17 protein-coding genes are annotated in these 18549 nt (G+C 67.4%); 12 read left to right on the top strand and 5 right to left on the bottom strand.

The features are described 5' to 3' along the window. The first annotated feature begins 42 nt into the window (after nt 1–42). The 11 genes from pgi to AC3WMU_RS06875 all read left to right on the top strand — a co-directional run bounded on the left by pgi (nt 43) and on the right by AC3WMU_RS06875 (nt 12459). Nucleotides 43–1701 (top strand): glucose-6-phosphate isomerase, encoded by a 1659-nt coding sequence (gene pgi, locus AC3WMU_RS06925; RefSeq protein WP_492282049.1) that lies wholly within the window; start codon nt 43–45, stop codon nt 1699–1701. 145 nt (nt 1702–1846) lie between these two features. Further along, on the top strand, nt 1847–2575 hold the full coding sequence (locus AC3WMU_RS06920; RefSeq protein WP_280026306.1) for a Crp/Fnr family transcriptional regulator: 729 nt from the start codon (nt 1847–1849) through the stop codon (nt 2573–2575). Nucleotides 2576–2597: 22 nt separating this feature from the next. Next, nucleotides 2598–3320 (top strand): Crp/Fnr family transcriptional regulator, encoded by a 723-nt coding sequence (locus AC3WMU_RS06915; RefSeq protein WP_492282048.1) that lies wholly within the window; start codon nt 2598–2600, stop codon nt 3318–3320. 159 nt (nt 3321–3479) lie between these two features. Continuing rightward, a complete protein-coding gene (locus AC3WMU_RS06910) occupies nt 3480–4028 on the top strand; it encodes a TetR/AcrR family transcriptional regulator (protein WP_492282356.1) in 549 nt (182 codons plus the stop codon). A gap of 123 nt (nt 4029–4151) precedes the next feature. Then, entirely contained in the window at nt 4152–6461 is a 2310-nt protein-coding gene (locus AC3WMU_RS06905) for a molybdopterin-dependent oxidoreductase (RefSeq protein ID WP_492282047.1), read from the top strand. Nucleotides 6462–6613: 152 nt separating this feature from the next. Continuing rightward, on the top strand, nt 6614–8092 hold the full coding sequence (locus tag AC3WMU_RS06900; protein ID WP_492282046.1) for an ABC transporter substrate-binding protein: 1479 nt from the start codon (nt 6614–6616) through the stop codon (nt 8090–8092). Beyond that, on the top strand, nt 8079–9026 hold the full coding sequence (locus AC3WMU_RS06895) for an ABC transporter permease (RefSeq protein WP_202803402.1): 948 nt from the start codon (nt 8079–8081) through the stop codon (nt 9024–9026). The genes AC3WMU_RS06900 and AC3WMU_RS06895 overlap by 14 nt, the downstream gene beginning before the upstream one ends. Further along, nucleotides 9023–9967 carry an ABC transporter permease gene (locus AC3WMU_RS06890; RefSeq protein WP_492282045.1) on the top strand — a complete coding sequence of 315 codons (945 nt, stop codon included), beginning with the start codon at nt 9023–9025 and terminating at the stop codon, nt 9965–9967. The genes AC3WMU_RS06895 and AC3WMU_RS06890 overlap by 4 nt, the downstream gene beginning before the upstream one ends. Next, on the top strand, nt 9964–10956 hold the full coding sequence (locus AC3WMU_RS06885) for an ABC transporter ATP-binding protein (protein WP_006225883.1): 993 nt from the start codon (nt 9964–9966) through the stop codon (nt 10954–10956). The genes AC3WMU_RS06890 and AC3WMU_RS06885 overlap by 4 nt, the downstream gene beginning before the upstream one ends. Further along, nucleotides 10949–11950 (top strand): ABC transporter ATP-binding protein, encoded by a 1002-nt coding sequence (locus tag AC3WMU_RS06880; protein WP_035213597.1) that lies wholly within the window; start codon nt 10949–10951, stop codon nt 11948–11950. Before AC3WMU_RS06885 ends, AC3WMU_RS06880 begins: the two co-directional genes overlap by 8 nt. A 41-nt stretch (nt 11951–11991) precedes the next feature. Continuing rightward, nucleotides 11992–12459 carry a YybH family protein gene (locus AC3WMU_RS06875; RefSeq protein ID WP_006225881.1) on the top strand — a complete coding sequence of 156 codons (468 nt, stop codon included), beginning with the start codon at nt 11992–11994 and terminating at the stop codon, nt 12457–12459. A gap of 47 nt (nt 12460–12506) precedes the next feature. Here AC3WMU_RS06875 and AC3WMU_RS06870 read toward each other — a convergent pair whose 3' ends face one another. From AC3WMU_RS06870 to AC3WMU_RS06860, 3 genes are all read right to left on the bottom strand, one after another. Next, complete coding sequence (locus tag AC3WMU_RS06870; RefSeq protein WP_488705774.1) at nt 12507–13475, bottom strand: alpha/beta hydrolase; 969 nt, start codon at nt 13473–13475, stop codon at nt 12507–12509. 63 nt (nt 13476–13538) lie between these two features. Further along, on the bottom strand, nt 13539–14288 hold the full coding sequence (locus tag AC3WMU_RS06865; RefSeq protein ID WP_492282044.1) for an alpha/beta fold hydrolase: 750 nt from the start codon (nt 14286–14288) through the stop codon (nt 13539–13541). 23 nt (nt 14289–14311) lie between these two features. Next, nucleotides 14312–15286: a tripartite tricarboxylate transporter substrate binding protein gene (locus tag AC3WMU_RS06860; protein ID WP_006225878.1), complete on the bottom strand. Its 975-nt coding sequence runs from the start codon at nt 15284–15286 to the stop codon at nt 14312–14314. Nucleotides 15287–15503: 217 nt separating this feature from the next. Here AC3WMU_RS06860 and AC3WMU_RS06855 point away from each other — a divergent pair, with 217 nt between their 5' ends. After that, the gene (locus AC3WMU_RS06855) at nt 15504–16085 is read left to right on the top strand and encodes a DUF4202 domain-containing protein (RefSeq protein WP_006225877.1); all 582 of its coding nucleotides are present in this window, start codon (nt 15504–15506) and stop codon (nt 16083–16085) included. A 137-nt stretch (nt 16086–16222) separates the two neighbouring features. Here AC3WMU_RS06855 and AC3WMU_RS06850 read toward each other — a convergent pair whose 3' ends face one another. Beyond that, the gene (locus AC3WMU_RS06850) at nt 16223–16981 is read right to left on the bottom strand and encodes a ProQ/FinO family protein (RefSeq protein ID WP_006225876.1); all 759 of its coding nucleotides are present in this window, start codon (nt 16979–16981) and stop codon (nt 16223–16225) included. Between the two features lie 82 nt (nt 16982–17063). Further along, complete coding sequence (locus AC3WMU_RS06845; protein WP_006225874.1) at nt 17064–18527, bottom strand: hypothetical protein; 1464 nt, start codon at nt 18525–18527, stop codon at nt 17064–17066. Nucleotides 18528–18549 lie beyond the last annotated feature (22 nt).

The following is an 18549-nucleotide window of genomic DNA, read 5'->3' as shown; positions in this document are numbered from 1 at the left end:
CATCCATGTGTGGGCCGACGGACGGGTGGGAGGGGGAAGTCGATGGACATGCAGGAATCGGGGCCAGAGGCCACACCGCTACCCACGCCCGCCTGGCAGGCGCTGGCGGACCATCGGCAAGCAATGCGCCCGGTGACCCTGCGGCAACTCTTCATGGAAGACCCGGTGCGCGGGGCGCGTCTGACGCTGGAGGCGGCTGGCTGGTATCTGGACTATTCCAAGAACCGGGTCACCCCTGGAACCGTGGCGCGTCTGGTGCAACTGGCCAAGGAATGCCGGCTGCCGGCCCGGATCGACGCCATGTTCCAGGGCGACGCCATCAATGCCAGCGAAGGGCGGGCGGCGTTGCATGTCGCGTTGCGCATGCCTGCCGGGGAAGCCGTGCAGGTGGACGGCCGCGATGTCGGGCCGAACGTGCAGAAGACCTTGCACCGCATGGCGGCGCTGGCCATGCAGTTGCGCAGCGGCGCCTGCCTGGGCGGCACGGGCATGCCCATCCGCAATGTGATCAACCTGGGCATCGGCGGGTCGGCGATCGGCGTGGAAATGGCTTGCGCGGCGCTTGAACACTACGCCCAGCCCGGCCTGCTTGTGCGCTTTGTGTCGAACGTGGACGGTGCGGATTTCGCGCAGGCCACGCACGGCCTGGATCCGCGCGAAACGCTGTTCATTGTCTGTTCAAAAAGCTGGCAGACCTCGGAAACCCGCCACAATGCGGCGTCGGCGCGCGCCTGGTGCATGCAGGCCCTGCCGGACGAAGACGCGGTGCAGGCGCATTTCGTGGCGGTCACGGGCAATCGCGAGGCCGCGATCCAATCCGGCATCGCGCGGGACCGCGTATTGGAGATCTGGGACTGGGTCAACGGACGCTATTCGCTGTGTTCGGCCATGGGCTTGGCGCTGATGGTGGCGGTGGGGCCGGAGGCTTTCGGCGAGATGCTGGCGGGCTGCCACGACATGGACACGCATTTCCGCAACGCGCCCCTGGAGCGGAACCTGCCGGTCATGCACGGGCTGATGGCCATCTGGAACAACAACTGCCTGGGCGCGCGCACCGCGGCCGTCCTGCCCTACGACCACCATTTGCGGCGTTTTCCGTCTTACGTGCAGCAATTGATGATGGAAAGCAACGGCAAGTCCGTGACGCAAGAGGGCAAGCCCGTGGCGGGGCACACCGGCCCCGTGTACTGGGGCGCTTGCGGCACGAACGGCCAGCATTCCTTTCACCAGTTGCTGCACCAGGGCAGCCAGGTGGTGCCCTGCGATTTCATCGGATTCCTGGTGCCGCTTGCGGCTTCGCCCCGTCAGCACGAAGACTTGCTTGCCAACATGTTCGCGCAGGCCGAGGCCTTGGCGTTCGGCCAGGCGTTGGCCGATGACGGCGCGGCGGCCGCGCCTCACCGGCATGTCGAAGGCAACCGGCCCAGCAATACGCTGCTCTCCACCCGGCTGACGCCGCGGACGCTGGGTGCGCTGGTGGCGATGTATGAACACAGCGCCTTTACGCAAGGGGCGGCGTGGAACATCGATTCCTTTGACCAGTGGGGCGTGGAGCTCGGCAAGACGCTGGCGCTGCGCATCGTTCATGAATTGGATGCCGGCACGACGGGCATGCAAAACCATGACAGTTCCACGCGGGCCCTGATGCAGAAATACCTGGACGCCAGGATGGGAAAGACAAACCGGGGGACAGAGCAATAGTGCGCTACCCTGGAGGCACTCTGTTCGGCAGCGCACCAAGCGCCTGCCGATTACCCTTGCCGAACGGGTAAGGCCTGTCGGAGCGCCTTCGGATTGCGCCCGCCCGACTCGCGGGACTGCATTGGGCTAGTTGCAGGGAGCCGCCATGCCTGACTCACACGATCCCACCCAGAACCACCTGCTGGCGGCATTGCCCCCGGACGAGCAGGCCCGCCTGTTTCCGCTGCTTGAACGCGTGCCGATGCCGCTGGGCAAAGCGTTGTACGAACCGGGCGGCCGTATGCGGTACGTCTGCTTTCCCGTCGACTGCATCGTGTCGCTCTTGTGCGTCATGGAAGACGGGGCATCCACCGAAATCGCCGTAGTGGGCAACGAGGGCATCGTCGGCGTCTCGCTCTTCATGGGCGGGGAAACCACCCCCAGCCGCGCCATCGTGCAAAGCGCCGGTTCGGCCTTCCAGTTGAAGGGCCAGGCGCTGAAGGACGAATTCGACCGCGGTGGCGCCATGCAGCATCTATTGCTGCGATACACCCAGGCGCTGCTGACGCAGATGGCGCAGACGGCTGTGTGCAACCGGCACCACTCGCTGGACCAGCAGCTTTGCCGCTGGCTGTTGCTGAGCCTGGACCGACTGCGGTCCAACGAGATCGTGATGACGCAGGAACTGATTGCAAACATGCTGGGCGTGCGGCGCGAAGGGGTGACGGAGGCGGCCGGGCACTTGCAGACGGCGGGGCTGATCCGCTACCGGCGCGGCCACATCCAGGTAACCGATCGCGTTGGGCTCGAGGCGCGCGTGTGCGAGTGCTACACCGTGGTCCGTGATGAATACGCGCGTCTGCTCAGCCGGCGCACCGAGGCTGTACGCCCCTGAAAGGGCGAACCGGAAACTGATCGTGCCTTCTGTCCAATCCGCGCATGAAGACGTGCCCAACCGCTTGCTTGACGCATTGCCCGGGCGCGAACGGGACCGGTTGCTCGGGCGCTTCGAAGCGGTCGAGCTGGTCTTTGGCCAATGCTTGCTGCAACCCGGCGGGCGCATGGGTGACGTCTATTTTCCGACGCGCAGCTATATCTCGCTGATCCTGCCCTTGGCGCGCGGCCCGTCGCTGGAAGTCGGGTTGATCGGCAACGAAGGCATGTGGAGCGTCGACGTGCCCTTGGGCACGGATACCTCGCAACTACGTGCGGTGGTGCAGGGCGGCGGGGTCGCCTTGCGTATGTCGGCCGACCGCTTCCGGCAGGAACTGGGCGCCAGCCAGGCGCTGCGACAATTGATCAACGGTTACACGGTCGTCGTCCTGCAGCAGCTGGCGCAGGCAGCCGCCTGCATGCATTCGCATCTGGTCGAGGGCCGCCTGGCGCGGTGGCTGTTGATGACCCAGGACCGCGCCCACGCCGACCATTTCCACCTGACCCATGAGTACCTGGCCCACATGCTGGGCGTGCGCCGGGTGGGCGTGACCGTGGCGGCGTCGGCGCTGCAACAGCGCAAGCTGATCGCCTATCACCGGGGCGACATCGCCGTGCTGGACCGGCGCGGCCTGGAATCGGCCGCCTGCGAATGCTATGCGGCCGACCTGCTGAGTTATGCCCGATTCAGCTGCCCGCCCAAGTAATCCGGGCACGTTGACGCCGGCCGGTTTCCCTTAAACTGGGCGTCTTTGCCAGCCGCCTGGAATGCTTCAATGAGATCGACCCGCGCCAACGCCCCGCTGCCTGTTTCCGAGCCGCGTCCGCCCCGGACCAAGCCCGCGGAGGTGCGGCTTGAGGAATTGATGGCGGCCGCCGAAAAGCTGTTCCTGGCCAACGGCGTGGAAGGCACTACCATCAGCAGCATCGTGGAAGAGGCGAACGTTGCCAAAGGCACGTTCTATCACTACTTCGCCGCCAAGACCGACATGTTGGCCGCGTTGGCCGAACGTTATACCCGCCAATACCTGGAGGTGCTGGAAGGGGCCGTGAATGCCTGTGCGGGCGACGATTGGGTCGGCAAGCTGCAAGCCTGGATCCATGCCAGCATCCAGACCTACGTGGATACCTACCGCACGCACGACATCGTTTATGGCAATCACCACCATCATGATCGTCAGAACCGCGACAAGAACGCCATTCTTGACCAGTTGCTGGGGATCCTGGAAGGCGGCAAGACCGCCGGGTTGTGGCCGCTGCCGCAACCCAGGATCACCGCCTTGCTGATCTATTCCGGCGTGCATGGCGTGGCCGACGACGCCATCGCGGCCAAGCTGAAGGATTGCACCGATTTCGCGCGCATTGTTTCGGACGACTGCCTGCGCATGCTGGGTGCGACGACGCACCGCTCATAGCAGTATGGGTTATGTGGTTATGCCGAATTGATCGGCTGGCGCACCGGGCTTTCTTGCCATAATCCGCGTCTTGTTCAGGGTCTGTGCCGTGACGCGACACAGACCGCCCGTAAAGGATTCCGCATGGCCGAAGTCGCCGGCACATCGACCCGCACCCGCCACCCTTCGCTGGCGCATTGGGGCGCGTTCACCGCCGTGGTCGAAGACGGCCGGGTGGTCAACTGCGAACCGTTCGGCGCCGACCGCGCGCCTTCCGCCATGCTGGGTTCGATCGCGGAGATGCTGCATTCCCCCTTGCGCATCCAGCGGCCCTCCGTGCGCAAGGGCTGGCTGGCGGGCAACCGCGACCGCGAAGGCGACGAGTACGTGGAAGTGTCATGGGACCACGCGCTGGACCTGGTGGCGGGTGAGCTTGCGCGGGTGCGCGAGCAATCGGGCCCGGCCGGCATCTTCGGCGGCTCTTACGGCTGGTCCTCCGCCGGGCGCGTGCACCATGCACGCAGCCTGATCCGCCGCTTCCTGTTCCAGGGCGGCGGCTGCGTGGATCAGGTGGGCAACTACAGCTGGGGCGCGGCGCAGTTTCTGTTGCCGCACGTGATCGGCACGACCAGCCCGGTCAGCGGCGACGTCACCGATTGGGAAAGCGTGCTGGAGCACACCCGCATCATCGTGGCGTTTGGCGGCATACCGGTAAAGAACAGCCAGGTCACCTCCGGCGGCGCCGGCCTGCACAACCTGCCGGGCTGGCTCGCGCGCGCACAGGCCGCCGGCATCCGGCTGGTCGTGGTCAGCCCGACGCGCGCCGATATCCCGGAAGGCGTCGCCGCGGACTGGATTCCCGTGCGGCCCAATACCGACACGGCGTTGATGCTGGGCATGGCCCACACGCTGCTTTCCGAAAACCGGTACGACAGGGCATTCCTGGACACGCATTGCGTGGGGTTCGACGCCTGGGCCGCGTACTTGACGGGCGCCACCGATGGCCAGCCCAAGGACGCATGCTGGGCGGCCGGCATTACGGGCGTGGCCGCAGAGACCATTGCCGCGCTGGCGCGCAGCATCGCGAACCAGCGCAGCCTGCTGACGGCGGCGTGGTCGCTGCAACGCGCGCAGCATGGCGAACAACCCTATTGGGCGGTGATCGGCCTGGCGGCGTTGGCCGGCCAGATCGGACTGCCGGGCGGCGGTTTCGCCTTTGGCCATGCGTCGCTCAACGGCATCGGGCAGCCGCGCCGGCAAGTGCCGGGGCCGGAAGTGCCGGTGCCCAGGAACCCTGCACAATTGGCGATTCCGGTCGCGCGCATCACCGACATGCTGCTGGCGCCGGGCGCCGAATATGAATTCAACGGCGCGCGGCATCACTATCCGGACGTGAAGCTGATCTATTGGGCGGGCGGCAATCCGTTCCACCATCACCAGGACCAGAACCGGTTCCGGCAGGCCTGGCGCAAGCCCGAAACGGTGATCGTGCATGAATCCTGGTGGACGCCGTTGGCGCGCCGGGCAGACATCGTGCTGCCGGCCACCACGTCGCTGGAGCGCTGCGACGTTGGCGGGTCGACCCGCGACCCCTATGTGTTCGCCATGCATCGGGCCGTGGCCCCGCAGGGCGAGGCCCGCAACGACTTCGACATCTTTGCCGACCTGGCGCGGCGCGCGGGCTTTCACGAGGCGTTCACGGCGGGGCGCGACGAAATGGGCTGGTGCCGCCACGTGTATGAAGGCATGCGCGCGGGTTGCGCGGACAAGGGGGTGACGCTGCCGCCCTTCGATGAATTCTGGGCGCGCGGCCATGCCGAGCTGCCACCACCCGAATCGCAGTACGTGTTGTTCGAGGCGTTCCGGCGCGATCCCGCAGCGCATCCGTTGCGCACGCCTTCGGGCAAGATCGAACTGCATTCGCAGGTGGTGGCGGGCTTCGGCTACGCGGACTGCCCGGGGCACCCCGTGTGGCTGGCGCCGTCGGAATGGCTGGGCGCCCAGGCGGCGGAGCAATGGCCGCTGCACCTGCTGACGAACCAGCCGCGCCACCGGCTGCACAGCCAGCTGGATCCGGCGGCCTTGTCGCGCGCGGGCAAGATCCAGGGCTGCGAACCCATTGCGATGCATCCCGATGATGCGGCCGCGCGACAGATCCAGGATGGGGACCGCGTGCGCGTCTTCAACGGGCGCGGCGCCTGCCTGGCCGGCGTGAAGCTGGACACGGGGCTGATGCCCGGCGTGGTGGTGATGGCCACCGGCGCCTGGTCGGACCCGGATGGCGATCTGGACCGGCACGGCAACCCGAACACGCTGACGGCCGACATCGGCACGTCGCGGCTGGCGCAAGGGCCCAGCGCCCAGACGGCGCTGGTGCAGGTCGAGCGCTACCTGGAACCCGCCGTCGCGCACCGCGCGTGGGAAAGCCCGGCTATCTCGCCTGGCGGCTTATGACTTTTCACGGCAGTAAAAGCCGAGTCAACGATTTCCCGCACATATGATTAGAACGGCACGTTCTGATTTCTAGCGGCAAACTCCGGATTCCTTATTTACCGACTGCGACATGGTGCCCCCGATGCGCATGTCCCTTTGATCCGGAGTGCGCAATGAGCCTCAAACGCTATCTAGGCCTGGTCCTGTCTGCGTCCGTTTTCACCGCCGCCCATGCGGCGGACATCACCTTGGCGCTGGGGACCGAACCGTCCACGCTGGATCCGCAGACGGCGCAGGACGGCTCCGAGCGCGCGGTGTCGCGCAACATCTTCGAAACGCTGCTGACCCGCACGCCCAAGGGCGAGCTGGTGCCGCAGCTGGCCACCGCGCTGCCGCGCCAGACCGGCGCCGATACGTGGGAAGTGACGTTGCGCCCGAACCTCAAGTTCAGCGATGGCCTGGCGCTTGACGCCGCGGCGGTGGCCGCCAGCATCAACCGGATCGTCGACCCGAAGACCGCGTCGCGCCAGCGTCCGTTCTTCCTGGGCATCAAGCGCGCCGAGGCCGTGGATGCCGTGACGGTGCGCGTGCACACCAACGGCGCGGACCCGGCATTGCCCGCGCGCCTGTCGTGGCTGACCATCGTGTCGCCGTCGGCCGCGGCCGATGGTAGCCTGGGTCAGAAACCGGTGGGCAGCGGCCCCTACGTGCTGACGGAATGGGCCAAGGGCAACCGCATCGTGTTGTCGCGCAACCCGAACTATTGGAACCCCTCGGCGGTGGGCAACGTGGACCGCGCCACCTACCGGTTCGTGGCCGAGCCCGGCACCCGCCTGTCGGGCCTGCGGGCGGGCGACTTCGACTTCATCACCAACGTGCTGCCCGAGGACACCAAGCGGGTCGCCAAGGCCGTGACCTTGCAAGGCACCGACTTGCCCTTCGTGTCGCTCAATGCCTTGAAGGGCCTGACGCGCGACGTGCGCGTGCGCCAGGCGCTGAACTACGCCGTGGACAAGGAATCGCTGGCCAAGGACCTGTATGGCGGCTACGCGACCGTGTCGCACGGGCAATTGCTGGCGCCGGGCTGGTTCGGTTACGACGCCAGCATCCAGCCGTATCCGTATGACCCCGCACGCGCCACCGAACTGCTGAAGGCGGCCGGCGTCTATGGCAAGACCATCGACCTGTACGCGCCGTCGGGCCGCTGGCTCAAGGACAAGGAACTGGCCGAGACCATCGCCGCCTACTGGGAGGCGGCTGGCCTGAAGGTCAACTTCCGCGTGCTGGCCTGGGCCGAGTATCTGGAGGCCATCAACAAGAACCGCGTGCCGACCGAAGCGCAGATCAGCAGCAGCCATTCGAACCAGTTGCTGGATGCCGACCGCACACTTAGCGCGTACTACGCCGAGGGCGGTGTGGCGGCGGCCAATGACAATGCCGAATTGAAGGGCCTGATCGACGAGGCGCGCCAGGAGGCCGACCCCGTCAAGCGTCAGGCGCTGTATTCCAAGGCGCTGAAGATTGGCCGCGACGAGGCCTATCTGGTGTTCCTGCTGGAAGGCGGCGAGATCTTCGGCTTGTCCAAGCGCATTGACTTTTCGCCGCGCGTCGATGGCCTGATTCCGGTGAAGGACATCCGTGTCATCGAGTAATCCTGCCGGGCGCGGCTTGCCGCGCTTTTTGCTGGGCCGCCTGGCGCAGGGCCTGCTGGTCGTGCTGGGCGTGACCACCATCGTGTTCATCGTGACGCGCCTGGTGGGGGATCCGGTCCAGGCGATGTTGCCGGTGGACGCTTCCGCCGCCGATCGCGCGGTGCTGGCGCAGGCGCTGGGCATGGACGGCCCCATCTGGTCGCAGTACCTGCACTACCTGCGCGATATCGCCTTGTTCGATTTCGGCAATTCCATCTGGCAGCAACGGCCCGCGATGGACATTGTGCTGGAACGCCTGCCCAGCACGCTGACGCTGTGCGCCGGCGCGCTGGGCCTGGCGATCTTGGCGGGGGTGCCGTTGGGGATCGTCGCCGCGCTGCGCCCGGGGCAATGGGCCGACCGTATCTCGGTGGTGCTGAGCCTGGCTGGGCTGTCGCTGCCGCAGTTCTGGCTGGGCCTGCTGTTGATACTGCTGTTTGCGGTGACGCTGAACTGGCTGCCGTCCTCGGGCGCCGAGGCGGCGGGCAGCGGCGTGCTGCCGATGCTGACGCTGGCGCTGCCGGCGCTTGGCCGCATCGCCATGATGCTGCGCTCGGCGCTGATCGACGAACTGAATTCGCTGTACGTGCGTACCGCCCGGGCCAAGGGCCTGCGGTCGGGCCGCATCGTGTTGGTGCATGCCCTGCGCAACGCCGCCGTGCCCACGGTGGCGCTGCTGGGCTGGGAGTTTGCCGGCATGCTGGCCGGGCACACCGTCGTGGTGGAGACCGTATTCGCCTGGCCCGGCCTGGGCCAGACCGCCGTCCAGGCCATCGAGCGCCAGGACCTGGTGTTGTTGCAGGCCGTCGTGTTCTTCATTGCATTCCTGATCGTGATCATCAATTTCTGTCTGGACATTCTGTACCGGCTGCTGGATCGGAGGATCGCGGTATGAGCGCGGTTCCCGCATGGATGGGCGACGCTGCCGAGGCGTCACCGCCGGTCGCGCCGCGAGGCTGGCGCGCGCTGTCCGACCGGCAGCGTGGCTGGATACTGGCTGTGTCTTTACTGTTGCTGCTGGCGGCGGTGGCGGTCGTGCTGCCCTGGCTGGCGCCTTACGACCCGGCGGCGATCAAACTGTCCGCCCGGCTGCGCCCCCCGGTCTGGGAGGCGCGCGGCACCTGGAGCAACATGCTGGGCACCGACAACCTGGGCCGCGATGTGCTCAGCCGCATCCTGCATGGGGCGCGGCTGTCGATCCTGATCGGCGCGGCGGTGGTGGCGGTTTCGGCCACGTTCGGCGTGCTGGTGGGACTGGTCGCGGGTTTTGCCGGCGGGCGGGTGGATGCGGCGCTGATGCGCTGGGTCGACGTGCACGTGGCGTTTCCCGGCCTGCTGCTGTCGCTGGTGATCCTGGTGATCCTGGGGCCGGGCCCTGGCACCGTGATCCTGGCGCTGGCCTTGAATGGCTGGATGGTCTACGCGCGGCAGATCCGCAGCGTGGTGCTGTCGGTGCGCCAGCTGCCCTATATCGAAAGCGCCGAAATGGCGGGCGCGCGCGCCGGCCGCATCCTGCTGCGGCACATCCTGCCCAACCTGGCGGCGCCGCTGATCACGCTGATGGTGCTGGAGTTCGCCCGCGTGGTGCTGGCCGAGGCCGCCTTGTCGTTCCTGGGCGTGGGCGTGCAGCCGCCGGCTGTGTCGTGGGGGTTGGATGTGGCCAATGGCCGCAACTACCTGACCAGCGCGTGGTGGCTGGCGACGTTCCCCGGCCTGTCGATCGCCCTGACCGTGCTGATCGTCAACGTGGCGGCCAGCCGACTGCGGCTGGCGCTGGATCCGCGCGAACGCGAAAAGGACTTCGCGCGGCGCTTGATTGCGAAGGTGCGTCGATGAGCGAAACCCCATTGCTGAGCGTGCGCGGCCTGAGCGTCGAGTTTTTGACCCGCCATGGCAACGTGTCCGCCGTCGATTCGGTGTCGTTCGACCTGCGGGCAGGCGAAACCCTGGCCCTGGTGGGCGAAAGCGGCTCCGGCAAAAGCGCCTGTGCGCTGGCCCTGATGGGCCTGACGACGTTGCCGGGCCGGGTGGCGGGCGGCCAGGTGCTGTTCGACGGGCAAGACCTGCTGGCGGCGCCGCCCCGCGTGCTGGAAGACTTGCGCGGCAATCGCATCGCCATGGTGTTCCAGGACCCCATGAGCGCGCTGAACCCGCTATTGGCCATCGGCACGCAGATCGACGAGGTACTGGTGCGCCACACGGCGCTTGACCGCGCCCAGCGCCGTGCCCGCATCATTGAACTGCTGGGCCAGGTCGGCATCCCCAAGCCGGCCGAACGCCTGGACCGCCTGCCGCACGAGTTCTCCGGCGGCCAGCGCCAACGCATCCTGATCGCCATGGCGCTGGCCTGCGACCCGCAGATCCTGATCGCCGACGAACCCACGACCGCGTTGGACGTGACCATCCAGGCGCAGATCCTGGACTTGCTGGCCGAGCTGAAGCAACGCTTGGGCCTGGCCATGCTGCTGGTGACGCACGATCTGGGCGTGGTGGCCAAGGTGGCGGACCGCGTGGCGGTCATGTACGCCGGCCGGCTGGTCGAACTGGCCGATGCCGACGCGCTGTTCGCTGAACCCGCCCACCCCTATACCGCGGGCTTGCTGCGCGCCACCCCGCGCCTGACCGATACGCGCCACCGCATGATCGCGATCGACGGCGTGCCGCCCGACCTGCGGGTGCGCCGCAGCCATTGCGATTTCGCGCCGCGTTGCCCCGGCGCCGATGCGGCGTGCGCACAACGCCCCGCGTTGCGCGACATCGGCCATGGTCGCCTGGCGGCCTGCGTGCGGCCGTCGGCGCCCGTCTGGATGCAGGACCATGACTGATTCCTCCCCTTTGTTGCAGGCGCGCGACCTTCGCGTGCATTACCCCGTGCGTTCGGCGGGTTGGTTCGGCAAGCGGGTGCTGGCGCGCGCCGTGGACGGCGTGTCGCTGGAGGTGGCACGGGGCGAAACGCTGGGCCTGGTCGGCGAGTCCGGCTCGGGCAAGACGACGCTGGGTCGCGCGGTGCTGCGCCGCACGCCGCTGACGGCCGGCTCCATCCATTTCAAGGGCGAAGACATCACGCACGCGGGCAAGTCCCAACTGCGCGAGCTGCGCCGCCATATGCAGCTGGTCTTCCAGGACCCGTCCACCAGCCTGAACCCGCGCCACACCGTGTTCGAGGCCATCGCCGAGCCCTTGATCGTGCATGGCTGGAATGCCGGCCGTGATGCCTTGCGCCGGCGGGTGGCCGAGCTGATCGACCAGGTTGGCCTGCCGGCCGACGCGGCCGAGCGCTATCCGCACGCCTTTTCCGGCGGGCAGCGCCAGCGCGTGGGCATTGCGCGGGCGCTGGCGATCCGTCCGGACCTGATCGTGGCGGACGAGCCCGTGTCGGCGCTGGATGTCTCGGTACGCGCGCAGATCATCAACCTGTTCCAGGACCTGCAGCAAGAGCTGGGCTTGTCGTTCCTGCTGATCGCGCATGACCTGGCGGTGGTGCGGCACGTCTCGCATCGCATTGCCATCATGTATGCGGGGCAGGTGGTCGAGACCGGGTCCCGCGACGATATCTACGAGCGTCCGCTGCACCCCTATACGCGCGGCTTGCTGGCGGCGGTGCCGGAACCCGAACGCGGCGCGTCCCGCCGCCAGGTCTTTGCCGTGGCCACGGGTGAGCCGCCCAGCCCGATGTCGCCGCCCTCGGGCTGCCGCTATCACCCGCGTTGCCCGCAGGCAGCCGACCGCTGCCGCATGGCCGCGCCGCCGCTGGAAACGCGCGCCGCCGGGCATGCGGTGGCCTGCTGGTTCGCCGCCCCCATTCCTGCTACACCTTGATTCGTATCCTGAATTCACGACCCCTTAATGGAGAGATCTTCATGTCTGTGCAAGCCCTAGCTCCTGTTGATGCCGCTGATGCCGCTGCCGTGCGCGCCTGGTTCAAGGAACTGTCCGACCACGTGCAAGCCGTGGATTACGCCGCTGCCCGCCACCTGTTCGCCGACGACTTCGTTGCTTTCGGCACCTATACCAACTTCGTCAGCGGCCGCGAACACGCGGAAAAGACGCAGTGGCGCAATGTCTGGTTCACGATCGATGATTTCATCTGGCGCCTGGACGATGTCCAGAGCTTCGTCTCGCCGGACCGCCTGTTCGCCGTGGGCCTGGCGGTGTGGGATTCGACCGGCTATCACCCGGACGGCAAGCCGTTTGACCGCGTCGGCCGCGCCACCGTGTCGTTCGCGCGCGAAGCCGTGGGCGAGCCCTGGGTGGCCACGCACACGCATATGTCGCTGTTCCGCGATACGCCCAGCGTGTCGCATGGGAACAAGCCGGCCCGCAGCTGATCCGCTGCAGCGCCCCAAGAAAGAACGGCCCCAGTGGGGCCGTTTTTTTACGCTGCCAGATTGCGCCGCAGCGCCTGGACGAGGTCCGTCCTGGCCTCTTGCGCTTGCGGCAGGATTCGCGTCATGCCGATGAAGCTGTGCGGTACGCCGGAATACACGATGAAGGTCGGCGCGGGGCCGGTGGCAAACAGCTTGTTGGCCAGATCCAGCGTGTCGTCCAGCAACGGGTCCAAGGCGGCTGCCTGCAGGATCAGGGGCGGCAGGCCGGCCACGTCCGCATGCAAAGGCGCCACGCCGGGATCGGTCAGCTGCGCGGCATCGCCGACGTACTGCTTCCAGAACCAGTCCAGCTTTTCAGTGGACAAGCCGAAGCGCCCGTCGCCAAAGGATTCGTGCGACGGCGTGTCGCGGCGCGCCGACAGCATGCCGTAGATGACCACGCCCGTCTTGATGAAGGCATCGCCTTCGTCACGCAGCCGTTGCAGGGCGGCCAGCGTCAGGTTGCCGCCGGCGGACTCGCCGCCGACCGACAGGCGTGTTGCGTCCAGCCCCAGCGAGGGCGCCTGGTCGCGCAGCCAGCGCAGGGCGCCCAGCACCTGTTCCAGCGCCACGGGGTAGCGGGCTTCGGGCGACAGCGCGTAGGACAGGCCGGCGGTGACGATGCCGGCTTCGGCGGCGATCTCGCGCTTCCAGCGGTCCAGCGTATCGAGGTCGCCGTGCGCAAAGCCGCCCCCGTGCAGATGCAGGTACAGGGGCAGCGGGGCATCCGAGGCGCCTTCCGGGTAGTACAGACGAAGCGTCGCGGGCACGGCCAGATGGTCCAGCCGGTGTTCGACCACGCGGCCCACGGGCGGGGCGGGCTGGCTCAGCCATTCCTGATACGCGCGGCTTTTTTCGCGGGTATCGGCAAGCGGCGTGGTCAGCACGTTGGGCGTGCCCACGCCATGTTGCTTGGCCAGCGCTTGGGCGGCCAGCACGTCGGCTGCCAGGGTAGGGGTGGGGGAAGCGTCGCTCATGAGGATTCCAATGCTCGGAACCCGCCAGTATGACGCGCTTCGCGCTACCTTGCTAAATAAGCGTTAGGCATATTGATCCAACCCGGCCAGGAAGCGGCGGATCGATCCGGTGTAGATATCGCCCCGATCCTTGCCTTTCCAGTCTTCCACCAGGGTTGCATTGGGCGCCAGGCGGACGATCTCGTGGGCGATTTCCGTCGGGTGAAGGATGTCGTTGCCCGCCAGGATCAGCAACGGGGTCTGCGTGGCGGCTACGGTCTGCCGGCTGACGCTATAGACGAAATCGCCGTCGAACAGGTTGGCGCGCAGGCCCTCCAGCGCCGCCTCGTCCACGCCCTCCGGGCGTTGGCGCAGACCGTCCGCCCAACTGTCGAAGGATTCCGCGCGGTTTGCGGCATTGGCGGCGGACAGGCCGATGGGTTGCTGCAGGATGGCCCCGGTGACACGGTCGGGCGCCAGCGCGCACAGTTTCAGCGCAAAGGAGGCGCCGATGCAGGAGCCCAGCACGTGAAAGCGGTCCACGCCCAGGCTGTCCAGCAGCCGCAGGTGGTCTTCCGCATAGGTCTGCCAGCCGTCGGAGGCCTGGATGGGCGCGCGGGAGCGGCCGGCGTTGCGCTGGTCGATGGCGATGCAGCGGTACCGGGTCGACAATGCCGCGATGGGGTCCGGATAGTCGCGCGGCTTGCCGTCGCGCGTGACGCGCCACAGCTCGACGTGCGACAGCAGGCCGCCGGGCGCCAGCATCAGGAGCGGATGCCCCTGGCCATGGATTTCGTAATAGATGTCGGCGTTTGCCAGATGAGCGATGGGCATGGGCGGTGCGCGAGGGGTGCGCTTCAGTTGACAGATACGCCCGTCTGCTGGAGCAGGGCGGGGAACTTGACGGCGTCGCTGCGGATGCGGTCGGCGAAGTCAGCCGGCGTGCCGCCGATGGCTTCGAAGCCTTGGGCGCGCAGACGCTCGCGGAACGCCGGTTCGTCCAGCGCCGTCTTGACCGATTGGCCGATGCGCTGCACCACCTCGGGCGCGGTGCCGGCCGGCGCCAGCATGCCGAACCAGCCTGATCCGCTGTCCAGGTCCAGCCCGGCTTCGCGGGCCGTGGGTACGTCGGCAATGATGGGGCTACGTTCGGCTTGCAGCACGGCCAGTCCGCGCAGCTTGCCGGTTCGGATCAGATTCGCCGCCGCGGGCACCGCCACGATGGCCGCATCGGTTTCGCCCGCCAGCAGGGCCACGACCGCGGGGCCTGCGCCCTTATACGGCACGTGCAGCAGCGTTTCGGGATACAAGCCCTGCAGGCGGGCCAAGGCCATATGGTTGCTGTTGCCATACCCTGGCGTGCCGACGTTCACCAGCCGTTGGCTGCCCAGCCGCCGCAGCCCGGCGATGTCCTGGATGTCGGAGTCGGCCCGTACGACGATCACCGGCGGGGTGACGGCCACGATGCCTACGGGCGCGAAGCTGCGCTCGGCGTCGTAGTTGACGTTGTTCTTGAAGAGCGTTTGATTGGCCACCAGCATGTCGCCGGTCAGCAGCAGGGTGTAGCCGTCCGGTTGCGCGCGCGCCACCATTTCAGAGGCGATGTTGCCGCCGGCGCCGGCGCGGTTCTCGACGATGACCGGCACATTCCATTGGGCGCCCAGTTCTTCGGCCAGGCCTCGGCCCAGCGCGTCCATCGCGCCGCCGGGCGACAGCGGCAACACCAGGCGCACGGGCTTGTCGGGAAAGGCCGCTTCGGCGGCGGTACTGAAGGCAGCCGCGGCCAGGGCGGCGATCGTCAAGGCGCGGCGTAGCCGCGAAATTCGGGTCATGCGGAGTTCCTGTCTTTATCCGACCGGCGCCCGTCAAGGCGCCTAAGCCTTGATCCTAGGGACTTCGGCCGTCCGGATGAACGACGCATTTCGCATTTGAATAGTTGGATTGCGGCGCGTAATCGCTGCCGCCGGCCAGCCAGGCGCTATGATGATTTCGTTTCCGGCTGCGCCCGGATCCCGTCGCCCTCCGGCGGCTTTCTTGGAATCGCCACGCATGAATGACCGTCTATCGCAGACGCTGCTCCGGTTCGACCACTACAACGGAACCGACCCCAACCTGTTTTCCTGGCAGGGCGAGACCTGTCCCCAGGAATTGTTCCTGGCGCAGAAGCTGCACGAATGGGTGATGAAGCTGGCACCGGATGCGTCCGAGCCGCTGGTCCTGGCGTCGCGCTGTCAGCATATCGGCCGGTGGGAGATCGCCAGAAAGAGTTATCCCGAAGGCCGCATCGGCTATCTGACCTGGCGCAAGGCGCTGGCGCGCCATCATGCGGAAATCGCGCAAGGCATCCTGCGCGACACCGGTTACCCGCAAGACGTGATCGACCGCGTGACGGCGATCGTCATGAAGCAGGGCATCAAGCAGGACGCCGACGTGCAGACGATGGAGAACGCCCTATGCCTGGTGTTCCTGCAATACCAGTATGAAGCCTTCCATCCCGCGCACGGCGAGAAGATCGTGGATATCTTGAAGAAGTCGCTGCTGAAGATGGATGCGGCCGGCCACAAGTGGGCATTGACGCTGCCGTATTCGCCGGCGGGCATGGCGCATATCGAAAAGGCGCTTGCGGCCTGACGCGGAGTTCGCGCGCGCAAGAACAAACCCGGCCTGCTGCGTGAGCGGCAGGCCGGGTTGTTTTTATCGCCGCGCGGTTGCTACCGCGGGTTTGCCACCACGCGTTTGCCACCCTCTGGGCCGCCAGGCGGCCCGTATTACGTAGGCGTGTCGGTGCTGGACGAGTCGGCGGCCGGCGCGTCAGCCGACGTGTCGGCAGCTGCGTTGGCCGGCGCATCAGCCGCAGGGGCCGGGGCGACAGCAGGCGCCTCGGTGCCGGGCGCGGCGGAAGCCGGCAGATCGGCAACTGTGGCGTCGGCAACCGGCGCATCCGCGGCCGGCGCGCCAGCGGCGGCCGGAGTTCCGGCTGCGGCAGCGGCTTCCGCCTTCTTGGCCTTGTTGCGCGCGGCGGCGTTCTTGGAGGCGCTGCGCGAAGCCATGCGCTTGGCGTGCTTGGCTTCGTTGGCCGTCACGGCGCCCGAAGGTTCGCCGTTCAGGTCCACGCGCGGCGCATCTTCCACCATGCAGGTCCAGTAGCGGCGGCCATCACACCAGGTCTTGACCGCTTCCTTGATCTGCGCCTCGTCCAGCTGCAGGGCCTGGGCGTGCTGCACCAGGTCCGCCAGCACGCCGAGCTTCAGCGGAAGCTTGGGAGCGGGGTTCTTGGGGAATGCCTTGGGGAACTGGCGTTGCAGGCGCGAAATCGCGACCACGACGGGATCCACGGGCGTCTCGCGGCGTTCTGCGCGTTGCGGCCGTTGGCCCTTGTCGCCGCCTTGGGGGCGTGCGCCTTTATCGCCGCCTTGCGGACGCGGGCCCTTGCCGGCGCCTTGCGACGAACGGGGTCCCTTGCCGCCGCCCTGCGGACGCGATTCCTTCTTGGGGGTCGGCTCTTCGGGCGCTTGCTTGGTAATCAATGCCCGGATAGCGGCTAACTGTTCTAGTCCCATGTGCTACACAAAAAAAAGGTTGAGGCCGTGAGCATCAGCGCTCCGGCGGCTATCCCGACACCACGACAAGCAGTGCCAGGGACAAAAGAATGCCGAACGCGGCCAAGGCGAACGGCAGTAGTAGAACATAGACGCTGCGTTCTTGCCCTTGGCCGTGAGCCAGACCGGCTGCAATCGACATTCTTACCGGTGAAAAAATGCCCATCGCCGTGCCCGATACGTGTAACAGCGCGGCCGCTGCCGGCACGTTCAGGCCCGCATGAACCGCCAATGATAGCTGGGATGGCATGAACAGACTGTTCGGCGCGTTGCCGCTGTTGGCCAGAATGCCGAAGGCGCCGGCCAGCACGGGGGTGATCAGGATGGTCCAGTCCTGCAGCGTGGCGAACAGGCCGTCCGCGTAGGCTTGCGAGATGCCGGCGCCCGCCAGCACTTCGGCCATCATGGCGAACAGGAAAACGGACATGACGGCATGGCGGCCGGTCTTCCATGAGACGCGCGCCTGGGTGGCCAGCGCGCCCGGCTGGCGGTGCCAGGCGGCCATGGCAAGCGCGCCCGCGATCAGCCAGCTGCCTGCGTGCAGGAACGGCATCCAGGCGGGCAGGTCCGCGAACGGGCGGATATCGGCCAGCGCCCCCAGGGCGCGATTGAGCCCGGGGATGAGGCGCGTGGCCACCAGACAGGCGATCACCAGGATGTAAGGCAGCGCGCGCTTGGCGGCGGCCACGGCCTGCGGCCGGCCAGGGCGGCGGTCCAGCAGGAAGCGCAGCACGATCAACGGGCCGTAGGCGGCCAGCAGCGCGGTTTCGGGTCCCAGCAAGGCCGTGGCGGCCGTCAGCAGGCCGAGGCTCGCGGCCATCCAGACGGCCTCCCGCCGGAGTTCGGCAGCATCCGCCCGAAGGCCTGCGTGGCGCGCGGTGCGCCAGAACAGGATCATCCACACGACCATCAGCAGTGCCACCGCCACCATGCTGTACAACGCCAGCTGCGGGGCCGGCACCCGTGCATAGGCCGAGGCCAGGAGCGTGCCGCTGCCCATTGCCCCCCAGGGGATCAGGGTCTGGCTCAGCAAGGCGAAGACCATGATGTCGCGCGGTTTCAAGCCCAGCGGACGGATCAGCAGCACGGTGCCCAGCATGCCCACGCCAAAGCCGGTGGCGGACTCGGCAAACGGCCCGATCAGGAAACAGGCGAAGAACAGGCGCCGGCGCCGCGCGAGCGGATCGTTCAGTTCGGCTTGGTCGGCGGCCGGGGCGGGCGCGTGGCCTTGCGAGGCCATCTGCCAGAACAGCAGCCCGCCCAGAATGTAAGGGGTGATGATCCAGCCGATCCACAGGCCGCGTTCGAGCGTCACCGCCAGTTGGGCGCCGGTGAAGGGCGCGGGCGCTGCGTAAAGCGCGATGGGGATGGCGGCAAACAGCCCCAGCACCGCGGCGATCGTGGTGTTCACCCGGCCGCTGGCGATGGCGCCGATCACGGTCAGGGCGGGCAGGGACCACAGAAGATACGTCATGGGCGCGGCGGGGCTGGGTTGT

The organism is Achromobacter sp. FW305-C-13, assembly GCF_058783475.1.
Note: the sequence above shows the minus strand (reverse complement) of the source record. Positions and strands in the feature narration are given on the sequence as shown.

What these genes read in the sequence shown, in the direction of transcription:
- pgi (WP_492282049.1), top strand. Translation starts at nt 43, where the DNA reads ATGGACATGCAGGAATCGGGGCCAGAGGCCACACCGCTACCCACGCCC.
- AC3WMU_RS06920 (WP_280026306.1), top strand. Translation starts at nt 1,847, where the DNA reads ATGCCTGACTCACACGATCCCACCCAGAACCACCTGCTGGCGGCATTG.
- AC3WMU_RS06910 (WP_492282356.1), top strand. Translation starts at nt 3,480, where the DNA reads ATGGCGGCCGCCGAAAAGCTGTTCCTGGCCAACGGCGTGGAAGGCACT.
- AC3WMU_RS06905 (WP_492282047.1), top strand. Translation starts at nt 4,152, where the DNA reads ATGGCCGAAGTCGCCGGCACATCGACCCGCACCCGCCACCCTTCGCTG.
- AC3WMU_RS06900 (WP_492282046.1), top strand. Translation starts at nt 6,614, where the DNA reads ATGAGCCTCAAACGCTATCTAGGCCTGGTCCTGTCTGCGTCCGTTTTC.
- AC3WMU_RS06890 (WP_492282045.1), top strand. Translation starts at nt 9,023, where the DNA reads ATGAGCGCGGTTCCCGCATGGATGGGCGACGCTGCCGAGGCGTCACCG.
- AC3WMU_RS06885 (WP_006225883.1), top strand. Translation starts at nt 9,964, where the DNA reads ATGAGCGAAACCCCATTGCTGAGCGTGCGCGGCCTGAGCGTCGAGTTT.
- AC3WMU_RS06880 (WP_035213597.1), top strand. Translation starts at nt 10,949, where the DNA reads ATGACTGATTCCTCCCCTTTGTTGCAGGCGCGCGACCTTCGCGTGCAT.
- AC3WMU_RS06875 (WP_006225881.1), top strand. Translation starts at nt 11,992, where the DNA reads ATGTCTGTGCAAGCCCTAGCTCCTGTTGATGCCGCTGATGCCGCTGCC.
- AC3WMU_RS06870 (WP_488705774.1), bottom strand. Translation starts at nt 13,475, where the DNA reads ATGAGCGACGCTTCCCCCACCCCTACCCTGGCAGCCGACGTGCTGGCC.
- AC3WMU_RS06865 (WP_492282044.1), bottom strand. Translation starts at nt 14,288, where the DNA reads ATGCCCATCGCTCATCTGGCAAACGCCGACATCTATTACGAAATCCAT.
- AC3WMU_RS06860 (WP_006225878.1), bottom strand. Translation starts at nt 15,286, where the DNA reads ATGACCCGAATTTCGCGGCTACGCCGCGCCTTGACGATCGCCGCCCTG.
- AC3WMU_RS06855 (WP_006225877.1), top strand. Translation starts at nt 15,504, where the DNA reads ATGAATGACCGTCTATCGCAGACGCTGCTCCGGTTCGACCACTACAAC.
- AC3WMU_RS06845 (WP_006225874.1), bottom strand. Translation starts at nt 18,527, where the DNA reads ATGACGTATCTTCTGTGGTCCCTGCCCGCCCTGACCGTGATCGGCGCC.